The sequence below is a fragment of the Mesorhizobium sp. LSJC280B00 genome (assembly GCF_000502835.1).
Taxonomy (GTDB): Bacteria; Pseudomonadota; Alphaproteobacteria; order Rhizobiales; family Rhizobiaceae; genus Mesorhizobium.
On record NZ_AYVL01000062.1, the window covers coordinates 1 to 11,479 of the forward strand.

Annotated in this window: 11 protein-coding genes and 1 pseudogene; 7 read left to right on the forward strand and 5 right to left on the reverse strand. The window is 60.6% G+C overall.

The window, feature by feature from the left end; translation table 11 throughout:
* The 5 genes and pseudogenes from X773_RS77775 to X773_RS72420 form a co-directional block, all read right to left on the reverse strand.
* Window positions 1-222 (reverse strand): annotated as a pseudogene (locus X773_RS77775) (NAD(P)H-dependent oxidoreductase); the annotation flags it as partial.
* A gap of 527 nt (window positions 223-749) precedes the next feature.
* Window positions 750-1,433, reverse strand: a complete 684-nt coding sequence (locus X773_RS74120; protein WP_023680701.1) for a hypothetical protein — start codon at window positions 1,431-1,433, stop codon at window positions 750-752.
* Entirely contained in the window at window positions 1,405-3,345 is a 1,941-nt protein-coding gene (locus tag X773_RS72410; RefSeq protein ID WP_084641880.1) for a non-ribosomal peptide synthetase, read from the reverse strand. Before X773_RS72410 ends, X773_RS74120 begins: the two co-directional genes overlap by 29 nt.
* 456 nt (window positions 3,346-3,801) lie before the next feature.
* Window positions 3,802-4,401, reverse strand: a complete 600-nt coding sequence (locus tag X773_RS72415) for a thermonuclease family protein (RefSeq protein WP_023680703.1) — start codon at window positions 4,399-4,401, stop codon at window positions 3,802-3,804.
* Window positions 4,401-4,973 (reverse strand): hypothetical protein, encoded by a 573-nt coding sequence (locus X773_RS72420; RefSeq protein ID WP_023680704.1) that lies wholly within the window; start codon window positions 4,971-4,973, stop codon window positions 4,401-4,403. Before X773_RS72420 ends, X773_RS72415 begins: the two co-directional genes overlap by 1 nt.
* Window positions 4,974-5,196: 223 nt before the next feature.
* Here X773_RS72420 and X773_RS72425 point away from each other — a divergent pair, with 223 nt between their 5' ends.
* The 7 genes from X773_RS72425 to X773_RS72455 form a co-directional block, all read left to right on the forward strand.
* Entirely contained in the window at window positions 5,197-5,898 is a 702-nt protein-coding gene (locus tag X773_RS72425) for a lytic transglycosylase domain-containing protein (protein WP_245274881.1), read from the forward strand.
* Window positions 5,899-5,910: 12 nt separating this feature from the next.
* A complete protein-coding gene (locus tag X773_RS72430; RefSeq protein ID WP_023680706.1) occupies window positions 5,911-6,219 on the forward strand; it encodes a TrbC/VirB2 family protein in 309 nt (102 codons plus the stop codon).
* Between the two features lie 5 nt (window positions 6,220-6,224).
* The gene (locus X773_RS72435; protein WP_023680707.1) at window positions 6,225-6,533 is read left to right on the forward strand and encodes a type IV secretion system protein VirB3; all 309 of its coding nucleotides are present in this window, start codon (window positions 6,225-6,227) and stop codon (window positions 6,531-6,533) included.
* A 2-nt stretch (window positions 6,534-6,535) separates the two neighbouring features.
* Entirely contained in the window at window positions 6,536-8,947 is a 2,412-nt protein-coding gene (locus X773_RS72440; protein ID WP_031213322.1) for a VirB4 family type IV secretion system protein, read from the forward strand.
* Window positions 8,944-9,825 carry a hypothetical protein gene (locus tag X773_RS72445; RefSeq protein ID WP_023680709.1) on the forward strand — a complete coding sequence of 294 codons (882 nt, stop codon included), beginning with the start codon at window positions 8,944-8,946 and terminating at the stop codon, window positions 9,823-9,825. Before X773_RS72440 ends, X773_RS72445 begins: the two co-directional genes overlap by 4 nt.
* An 11-nt stretch (window positions 9,826-9,836) precedes the next feature.
* A complete protein-coding gene (locus X773_RS72450) occupies window positions 9,837-10,550 on the forward strand; it encodes a type IV secretion system protein (RefSeq protein WP_031213324.1) in 714 nt (237 codons plus the stop codon).
* A gap of 226 nt (window positions 10,551-10,776) precedes the next feature.
* The coding region (locus X773_RS72455) for a type IV secretion system protein (protein ID WP_023680711.1) at window positions 10,777-11,479 on the forward strand (703 nt) is incomplete at its 3' end.

Consider the following 11,479-nt stretch of genomic DNA (forward strand, 5'->3'; position numbering starts at 1 on the left):
CTGTCATGGAACCGTGCCGTTCCGGAGAGCACCAGACCTGAGCCTCAGACCAGATCGACAGGTCTCGCAGTTCCTGGGCCTTCGGATGGTCGGCCGATGTCGAATCCGGAAGCGGCAGGCCCGAAGGATTGAAGATACGGACCTCCGCGCCGAGCGGCGAAGGATTCGCGCGGCCTCCTCGGTCACGAGCCGGGAATAGGAGCGTTCCCGCAGCGATCCGTAAAACGATACCCCGGAGTATGCCCGAGCCCGGCTCGCTTTCGTGCCAGGCTATACGCACTACAACTTCGGCCAGGGGCCAGATATCGCCCGCATGATCGAAGGCCTATCTGACAACCCGACCTCCAAGGCGACCCAATTCTCGCCGGAGTAGGAAGGTCGGGTAACAGCGCGTTGCCGCGCGGCAGTATTTGGGCCGCAAGCAGATCGGCCGTTTCTGGCGTCCTTCGCGCCGGGAAACACTCACGTCGTGGCCTAGCTGTGAGCGGATTGTTCAACGCTAAGCCCTGGAGTTAACTCCAAAGCCAAGCGGGTCCGGCACCTCTCGGCACCTGCTGGACACGGATATCGAGGCGCCGCAAGCGGAGCCGGAGCTGACATCCTGCATGATCGCGTGGTGATTGATCCCTGACGGTTATTGCCGGCGATCTGTGGGAACCGTTCCCCTTTTCCACCTGCTCGTCGCCATGGCCAAGATCGGCCAAGCCGACTTTGTCGAAGTGGCGTCCCCGTTCTCCGGCCAATCTGTCTTATTCGGCTGCTTCCAATGGGCCACCGACGACATGGCTCCGTGAACCGAGGCGGGAGGCTCGCCGGTACGCAAGCCAGCCAATAAATTGTTTTTGCAACCAGAATACTGCCAAGCCTGATGCGAGACCAATCGAAATGGCCGCTGCCGGCCCGGAAGGCTGCTGCGTGCCCAGGTCGAGTTGCGGAAGCAGCCAGTCGGGGATTATGCGGTGAAAAAGATAGATGTGATAGCTGGCGGCAGAGACCGGCAGGATGAGGGGCGCCGCCCAACCGGGCAATGTAATGCGCGGAATAAAAAGCAGGACGAAGACCGCGCCGAGCACCAGCATGAACTTGACCCAGGAACCTGTCCAATTGCCGCCCCACCAGGCCAGCACCAGGCAAAGAACAGTGGCGACGGCAAAGAACGCCTTCCGTTTCGGCGGCGTGTCGAGGAAGTACAGGCACCAGCCTAGGATGGCCAAATAAAGGATGTCAGGCAGTGTGAATATTTGCGGCCCGCCGATGTACCAGACGAGTGGCGTGAGGAACTTGGCTGCTACAGCAATTGCCAGCACGAAAATGCCAGAAGCGAGCGGCATTGCATGTGCGATGCGCCGCGCCTGCGGAATGGAAAACAGGATCACCCATAGAAGAATGGTCTGCGCATACGCCTCAACGAACCAGTATAGATACGGCACCATGTGCGGCGGTGCGGCNGCCGAGATTGCCACTCAGGAAGACCGATGGCCATAGCACCTCGCCACGCGCCAGGGAGAAACCCGCGACGATGGGCGCATAGAGCGCGAGGTTGGCTACCAGCGGCCGCAACACCGCCAGACCATCGCCGGCGAACAGCCGATGGCGCTGAAAGCGAGCCAGGCTGAACCCGACCAGCATCACGAGTGTGGCGGCTCCGCCCGGAATGGGCCAGAGCGTTGCGTGATGGATAACAACCAGCAGGATCGCGGCAGCACGCAGGACCAGTTGACTATCGATGGGCCGATTATGGTTCCTGGGTTCGGCGGTTCGGGCAAGGTCGCCAAGGGGCATGGTTTCCCATCCCTCCGGCAGGGTCCCGAGTTCACGTTCCAAGGTCAGCGAGAGCTGCACATAGAGCAGCGAGTCGCCGCCGAGCTTTTCGAAAGTGTCGCTGGGACCAACTTGACGCGGATAGAAGGCATTCCTGAAGGCGTCCAGGACATTCATGGCCATCTCCTGACGCGGGGCTCGCAGGCGAGCCTGGAGTGAAGCATAGTCGACCTTCCCCGAGGCGAGTTTCCGCAACGATGTCGCCCTGGCGACTTCGAGGTGCGGCCTTGGCAGTCCGCTTGCAGCCATCATGACCTGGAGCACCTCGTTGTCGTCGACTTTGGGTGTCGTCACCATCGCCAGAATGCGCTCATCGTCTCCGACGACTGCTGCGGCGATCCCAGCTTTCTCAAGCGCCGTTTCGATCGCGTCGTGGCTCAGGCGTAGGCCCGCGATCTTCGACATCCGCTTGCGGCGACCGACTATCGAATAGAACCCGCGATCATCACGCTTTGCGATGTCGCCTGTACGCAAATCCGCGACTTCGTGCGCCGTTGCCAGATCGGTCCGTCGATGGGCATAGCCCATCATCACATTGGGACCGCTGTAGATGAGTTCGCCCGGCTCGCCATTTTGTTCGATTGGCCGGCCGTCTTCATCAGCCAACCAGAGTTTGCCGCCCGGGATGGCAATGCCGATGCTGCCCAGATTGCCCTCGAGCTCGCCGGGGGGAACATAGGCGATGCGAGCGGTTGCCTCGGTCTGCCCATACATTATGAAGAAGCAGCCAGAGTTGTCCGCGAGATGGCGCCGAAAGGTCTCGGCCAGAGCTTGTTGCATGCGTCCGCCGGCTACCGTCATGAAACGCAACTCAGGCAAGTCGTGCCTCCGAAAGCCGGCGTGGTCCATCATTTCGAAGGAGTAGGGAACGCCACTGATATTGGTGCAGCGCGCTTCGCGCATCTCTTGAGCAAAGGCGGCGTGGGAGGCACCGTGTTTCGGGAAATAGATGCTGGCACCTGCCTCTAGATGAGAGTTCAGGACCGAGAGGCCGTAAGAATAGTGGAATGGCAGGATAAGCGCCGCCCGGTCCCCATGGCCGAGTTCCAGATAGCTGACTATGGCCGCGGCATTGGCCCTGACTGCGGCGGCTGACAGGCGAACATACCGGCTCTTGCCGGTGCTGCCGGAAGTACCGAGCAGCACGGCCAGATCGGGATGCAGTGCGCCATTGGACCTCCCGGCTTCCGCGCGGCAGCGCCAGCGGGCGTCTACGCGTCTGCAGATGATTTCGGGCGAATAGTCGGCGACGAAGTCGTCCAGAGCCGACGCGTCGCAGGGCGGGATCAATGCGACGGCGTGCCTGCCGTGCATTGCCGCCAAATAAGAGATGACCGCGTGTTCCGTCGGCTCGGCTGCTACCGCGACCAACTTTTTCTCCGGTCCGAACTCGGCTGCCACCGCTGCGACACGCAGCGCAAGATCGCGGTAGGTGATCGGCGTGCGTCCATGAAAGATCAGCGCCGGATGATCGCCGTGTTCTTCCAAGCGCCGGGTTAACCCCATTCCCCTGATCTCCGTCATCTGAAGAGGCTTATTGCAGCCATCAGTGCAGTCGGGGACGGCGGCTATCACGTTTGTTGAGTGACTGCATCAACTTTTTACGGGATGTCTTCGCGCGCGAGCGGAGGGCGAAACTACGATGTCCAGCGTGGTCGCCGGCGACGTCTGCTATCGGGCAACAGCAAAGGTGACCGACTTGCGGCGCTCCTGACACACAGTCCGAAGCGCTATCGTAGAGTAAGGAAAGCCATAGTCCAAGGATCCGCCATGTCTGGAAATCCGGACATGCTGCGCTGTCCAAGGGCCGCGCATTCGCGGGGCGTGCCGGCTATTAGCAACTATCGACGCAAAGAAACGGCCGTCAATTTGGTACGGTCATCACCGATTAGCGCAGCCAGACTCCTTGCGATCGCGTCTTCTCCAGACGTCGCCTGCGATGGCCTCCACAGAATGTATGATGCAACTCGCCGGGACCGGTTATCGATTTGCAGGCGGATTCGAAGAGTGACCAGCGGCTTTAGAAGCGTTGCGGATGTTCTGGAGGATGATGGCATTCGGATCGGGAATGTCGGCGAACTGCCACAGGCCAAGGTGCTGCTTTTTCGCGACCTCCTGCGCGACGGTATACGGAGCATGAACCGGAGCGCCGTTCGGAGTGACGGCCGCAAAAGCCCAGCCGGTCGAGATCAGCGCCGTGCCGAAGTCGATGCGAGAACCGGCCGCGGATCCTGAAGTAGGCTGTGCGACGCAAACGACGAAGCGCGTTTTGGTCGCGGCCTGCCAGGCGGCCGTGTAGCACTGAGGTTTGAGATCCCGGATAAGAGAGACGAGCATGGCAAGGCTTGCCTCCCCGCAATCGACACGCCCGCCTGCCCCATTTGTGAAATAAGTGCCTCGCAGGCAGGCTTGAACGCCGTAGAGACGGTGGGTCTCACCGGCATAGGTCCAAGTGTCGCCGGTGCTGAAAGCTGCCATGGCGGGGATCGGAAACCAGGGATTGGGTTGGTCCTCGGCCAGTGCCGAAACACTGGCGAGGACGGTCGCGAGAATGCCGGCGGCGGCGAAGCCAGGCTTCATTATTGATACCTGCTCAGATCGAACCAGAAACGCTGTTTGCCGTCTGTGGTCGTGAGATCAAGATAGTTTGGCTCCGTCCTCTTCTCGCGCGGCGTCACGGCCGATGTTGGACGTGTACCGTAACCCGAACCTCTCGGGTAAGTGCCCCAAGAGGCATTCGTCGCATTCCGCGGAGCACAGAAAGCGCCGTTGCTGTCGGGCTTGTAGACAGTTTGTGAGCGAGAGCTGTTGTCGCTCCCGCTCGATTCCGTCTGAGGCGAGACGGCGATCGTGCCGTCCGGGCAGGGTTTGAATTTCTCATATCCGATACGACCGGAACTGCCGGCCTCGGGGCACTGAGGCCAGGGCTCCCCATGCGAGACCATACGGAAAGCGCGCTCGACCGGGGGCACACATTCCCCAACGCTCGCCCAACCCTGCGGGTTGAGGATGCACAGCAAGACCTTGCAGCCAAAATCATCAGCATGGGCCGGCGCCGCCGACAGAGCCGACAAGGTCGGCAAAAACGCCACAATGGAAAGAACCTTGTTCATTTTCATTGTGCCAGCCTCAATTTCGCGATTGCGGTTCATTTGATCATTGTATTAATTCGATATCGCGTACTCGGCAACGGCACAGGATTATTTTANGATTATTTTAATGATTCGATCCCGCGAAACGGTATTGGCAGCGGGTGCGTTCCTGGTGACGTGCCACGCAGCGTTTGCGCAGGAAGCTGCGCAGAAATTCCAGGGCAGCGTTACGGCACCTGCCGGTCGCATCGTCAATGCGGCCGTCGACGCAAAGGGCCGGGTGATGCCGGCCTACGAGGTTGAGATCCAGGACGTGCAGCGGATCGGTACGGCGGGAAGCGCTGACCGCGCGGCCGCTACGGTGACATCGATCAAGGCTGACAACCCCTGCCCCGGCGTCGCTGCCCTGTCGAAGGAAGAAGGACAGCGGATCGTCGAAACGGTCGCGCGCCAGCAAGGCTTTGCCCCGCCGCTCGTTCTCGCGGTTGCCCAGGCCGAAAGCCGCTTCAATTCCGACGCGCTATCGCCCAAAGGGGCCTATGGCCTGATGCAGCTTCTGCCGTCCACGGCAGCAAGCTACCGTGTCAATATCTGCGATCCTGCGGATAATGTGAAAGGTGGGATCGGCTTTCTGCGGGATCTGCATCGCAAATTTCCGAACCCGATATACATGCTCGCCGCCTACAATGCCGGCGAGGTCGCGGTTCTCAAATATAAGGGCGTGCCGCCCTACCCCGAAACGGTCGGCTATGTCGCCAACGTCATCAACGATTTCTACCAATGGCCATCGGTCGGGTCTGAGGCAGTAATGCCCGCCGGGACGGTAAGCCTTGACCTGGCCGGTTTTCAACACGCCGCAGCCGGCGTAGCGGATCAACGAAATGATCCGACATCCCGCACCAACTCCCGCAATGGCGGCACCACGGAGTCTCACAAAGCGACGGCACCGGTCTGGCAGGGCGGGATGGTGCAAAACTTTGACTGAGGAGAAGCTTTGATGACCTTTTTGAAGATGATTGCTGCACGCAGCGCTGGTGTGGCGATGCCGCTCATGCTCTTGGCAACGCAAGCGATGGCCGGGGGCGGAAATCTCCAGCCGGTGCAAAGCACGCTGCAGACGTTGGTGCAGACCTTGACCGGTCCGATCGCCACGGCTTTGGCGGTTCTGTTCTGCATTTTCATGGGCTTCATGGCCTGGGCGGCACGCCTGTCATGGTTTGTGGCCGGAAGCTGGGTCTTGGGTATCGTGCTGGTCTTCGGCTCGGCCCAGATTGTCGAATTCTTTCAATCCGCGGTCGGCAGGTGATCGGGATGGCAGACGGCTGGATCGATCCTGGCGAGCCCAGATTGTTGATCACTCCGCTCGTCAAGGGCTTGACCCGAGCGCCGACGGTGCTCGGCATACCCTACGAGCTTGCGGGGTTCATCGGCGTGCTGACCGCTGTCATGTTCCTTGCAAGCCATAATCTGGTCATGCTCTGTATCTGCGTGCCGCTCTATGCGGTTGCCAGGATCGCGATCATGCGCGATCCCATGTTCATCGAGATCATGTTCATCCGTTCACGAAAGATGCCGCCCCGGAGCGCCAGCTTCTGGGGCGCGCGCAGTTATCGGGTGTGACCGTGGCGATCGCACGGGCTCTTCGCGATGAACTGAGCTTCGGGGCCGTGTCCCGTCGGGAGAACCCGGTTTCGGCCCATATACCCTATTCACGGCATGTGTCCGACGAGGTGATCAAGACGCAGGACGGCATGTTGATGTCCTTCGTTCACATGAGCGGGCTGTGCTTCGAGACGATCGATATCGCGGAGATCAATTCGCGCCTGCTCGGCCGCAACGATCTCATTCGGGGGTTGGCGAATTCCCGCTATGCGATCTACTCGCATATCGTGCGCCGCGAGGTGAAGCCGGCGATCGAGTCGAGCTTCGAGAACATGTTCTGCCAAGAGCTGGATCAGCGCTATACGGCGGCCCTGCGCACCCAGCGCATGTTTGTGAACGATATCTACCTGACCATCGTGCGGCGCGAGCTGCAAGGCACGGTCGGGACAGCGGATCTTGTGATTCGCAAGCTTTTGGGAGGCAGGGCGGCGGACGGTCGCTCTTCGAGCGAGGAGCGAGCGCTAATCGAACTCACGGACGTGATGAAAGCCGTCCGAGAGAGCCTGCAGGCGTATGGCGCGCGGGTTCTGACCGTCGTCAAGCGCAATGACGTTTGGCATTCCGAGCCGCTGGAATTCCTGGTGCAGCTCGTCAATGGCGGGTTTCCGCGGCCGATGGCACTGCCGCGCATGAAGCTTGCGGAGGCGCTGGCGACGAAGCGGCTGTTCTTTGGCCCGAACGCCCTGGAAATTCGCGGGGCGTTCCCTGGCGAAACGCGATACGGGGCCATCATTTCGGTGAGCGAGTACCCATCCATCACGGGGCCGGGGATGCTCAACCCCATGCTGAAGGTGCCGCACGAATTCATCGTGACGCAATCCTTCGCCATCATCGACAAGCCCCAGGCGCTGACCCAGATGGAGCGGGTCGGGCGCAAGATCGACATGTCGGATGAAGCCGGCTCGATCGTGGCCGATCAGCTCGGTGAAGCGCGCGATGAGCTTCTGTCCTCGGAAGCGCTCTATGGCTTGCATCATTTGACGGTGCTGTGCCTCGGGAAAACCATGGACGACGTGGCGCGCTGCGTGACCGACGTCGGCACCGCGCTAACGGAGGTGTCCGCCCTGTGGGTTCGCGAGGACCTGAATTGTGAACCTGCGTTCTGGGCCACCCTGCCCGGCAATTTCGCCTATGTGGCGCGCAAGTCGATGATCTCATCGAAGAACATGGCGGGCTTTTCGGCCTTCCATAACTATCCGAGCGGCCGGACCGGCGGGGTGCATTGGGGAACGCCGATAAGCGTCCTCGAGACGACGTCGCAAACGGCCTACTTCTTCAACTTCCATGTTCGAGACCTCGGCAACTTCACTCTGAACGGTCCCTCGGGCTCGGGCAAGACGGTGCTGCTCGGCTTTCTCGCGGCACAGGCGCAGCGCATCACGCCGCGCCCCAAGCTGGTGATGATCGACAAGGACCGTGGCCTGGATATCTTCGTGCGGTCGCTTGGCGGCCGCTATGAGGTTTTGAAGGCCGGGGAGCCTTCCGGCTTCAACCCGTTGCGCCTGCCCGATACGCCGCGCAACCGGGAATTTCTCTTCCAGCTTTTCAGCTTCATGCTGCGTCGATCCGACGGACACGCCCACTCGACGCGCGAGGAGCAAGTCATCCGCAACGCGATCGCCCAGGTGGCGAGCGCGCCGCCGGAAGGTCGAACCATGGAGGAGTTCGCCGAGCTGTTGCGCGGTGCGATGCGCGCCGGCGATGACGATCTCTATTCGCGTTTGCAGCCATGGATGAGGCCCGATCAGCGCGGTTGGTTGTTCAACAACGCGGAAGACTCGTTTTCGATGTCGTCCATTTTCGGCTTCGACATGACGAGCGTGTTGAGCGACGCAACGACCAGCACGGCGGCCTTGCTCTATATCTTCCATCGCATCGAGGAGCTGCTTGACGGGCAACCGGTCATGATCTTCCTCGATGAGGGCTGGAAGCTCCTGGACAATGATATTTTCAGCTACTTCATCAAGGACAAGCTGAAAACCATTCGTAAGCTGAATGGCATCGTTGGCTTCGGCACGCAGTCAGCGGCGGATATCGTGAAATCATCGATCGCCAACACGCTGATCGAACAGACGCCGACCAATATTTTTTTCCCCAACCCGAAGGCCGACGAGGAATCGCACAGGGCGTTCGGGCTGTCGGAGCGCGAGATCAAATGGATCCGCGAAACCCCGCCCGAAGCCCGCAAATTCCTGATCAAGCATGATCAGGACAGCGTCATTGCGCGCCTCACTCTGGGCGCGATGCCTGATGCGATCAAGATCCTCTCCGGTCGAATTGAGACGGTTCAGGAGCTCGACGCGCTACGCGCGCGTGTCGGCGACGATCCGCAGGTTTGGTTGCCAATCTTTCTTGGGAGGGACCCGGAATGAAGACCATTAAGGGCACGACGGCCGCCCTTGTGACGATTTTCGCGGGATCGACGGCCATGGCGGCCGTGCCGGTTTCTGACAGCCCTATTCTGTCGCAGCGGAGCGAGGACAAGGCCGACAAGGTTCAGATCAAGCTCATCCAGGAGGACACCAAGTCCGCCGCGCAGGGCGTCAATTGCGCGGTAACGACACCCAAAAAGGCGCAGAACGTGAAGAGCCCGAAGGCTTCCGTCGATCCGGCGAATGGCCGGGCCTCCCTGGAACAGGTCAATCCCGACATCAAGGGATCTTCAGCGTTCGCCTCGACCGGAACGGGATCGGGCGCTGTCGGCGGCAATGCCGGTGAACGAAGCCTGCTGGACAGCACCAGCCAGATAGTCGGCGGCATGAATGGCAGCATGTCGACCGTGGCCCCCAATAGGCAGTCCTTCGAGACCATGGGTCAGGATATCGGGACTGACAAAACGGTCATGGAAGCCTTCGACCGCAACAGCGCAATCCGCGCCCAAGGCGGGCTGACCTTCAACGAGGTGATCCAGGCGACAGGGTTCTTCGCCCAAGCTTTCAACGTGCGCAACATCGGCACTGCCACACTGACAAGTCGGGGATCCTCCGGCCTGGTGGTGCCCACTCCCGCGTCCCCGCCGCCTGGTTCGGGTGGCTCGACAAGCTGTCCCGGGGCTACGAGCGGCGGCGGCACGGCCGGCAACCCGTGCTGCCCGTCGACGGACGGCGCATGCACGGCGCCGCGCACGACCGACACGGTTGAAAACGTCTCGCCCATGCTTTCGCAAATCCAACGGGACGCGAACAGCGACCCCGTCACATTGACAACCGACGAACTGATGTCGGCCGTCAAGCAATATCAGGCTCAATAGGAGAAAGCGCTATGCGTGGAATTCCGTTAACAGCGGCACTCTTGCTTGGCTTGGGCGGCATCGCCCTTGCGCAGGTGCCTACGATCGACGAGGCTAATCTGGAACAGGCTCGGCAGATTGCATCGGCCACGAGCGAGATCCTCAGCACCGACCGCAACATCATGAACTATACGCAAGCGACGCTGCAGGCCGTCACGGGCGACCGGTCGAGCCAGGCCGGCCAGCTGGCGCAGATGGCCTTGGGCAATGGCGGCTTCTCCATGGGGGACGCGCCCTCGCTTGGTAGCGTGATCTCGGGCGGGTCGTTGTCGTTCGCCGGCCTCGGCAACGGATCGCAGGGGATGGTTTCGAACCTGATCAACGGCCTGCAGTTGGTGAAAACCATTTCGGGTCTGATCAATGGTCAGACGACGCAGATGGATAAGAACTACAGCGCCCTGGTGAACGTCGCGGCTACGGTCACCGGGCTGGTGGACTCCTCGCAAAATGGAGTGAAGACCCGTTCCAGCGCTTTTCAGTCGGGCGCTCAGCGGATCGGCACGGCGCAGGACATCAAAGGCTCGATCGATCAGAACAGCCAGATCATGGTGCAAACCGGTCTGACCGTGAACGAACTGATCGGCGCGGTGAACACCGCTACGGCGGCCGCCAACCAGGAAAACATCGATCGTATGAACCTGATCACCCAGGCCACGCGGGGGCTCGAATACAAGTCGGGCCAATGACGGTGCGCTTGCTTCTATCAGCGGCCGCGGTCGTCGGCGCTGTCGCGACCTCCGGGTGCGGCCACAAGCCGCTCAAGGCTCCATGCTCGCGCGACGAGGGACCGATGCAGCCACTGGCGTTCGCGGCGCCCGAACCAAGAACAGAAGCGAAGAGGCCATTTGAGTGCGGTCCGATGAAGGCACTCAATAGCGATCCATCTCTGTTTCCAGGTGGGACGGCAAAAAAATGAACTTCAATGTCACGACGCTTCTGCAGCAGGTCGACAAATTCGGCAATAATTATGTATCGCAAGCCTACCAGAACCTGGCATCGGCCTTGACCGGCGGCGGACAGGTGGGTGTCGCCGGCCTGATGCTGACGCTGTACGTGATATTCTGGGCCATCAGCATCTGGCAGGGAACCTCGACGGGATCGGGAAAAGAGATGATCTGGCGCCTGTTCCGCGCCTTCGTCATCTACGCTCTGGCGACGAGCTGGGGCGACTTTCAAACATATGCCTATTCGTTCGCGAATGAGACACCTTCCGCGATCGGGAACAGCCTTCTCACGAGCGTTTCGGCCAATGTGACAGGGACATCGGCCGGGCTGAACTCCGTCAACTCTGTGCAGACGGCCCTGCAAAACATCTGGGATTCGCTCGCCAATTCCACGTCTGCTTTTATCAAGAGCCTTGGGGTGCTGAACTTCGGCGGCTACGTGCTGGCGGCGATCATCCTTGTCGTCGGCGCGCTGCTCATCGGTTATGCGATCTTCCTCATCATCCTGTCGAAGATCTTTCTTTGGCTTTTGCTGGCGCTCGCCCCAGTGTTCATCATTCTCATGCTGTTCGGCTACACGACCCGGTTCTTCGCCGGCTGGATAACCGCGATCGTGCAGTACATGTGCGTGCAGATTCTGGTCTACGCCTTCTGCGCCTTCTTCATCTCGA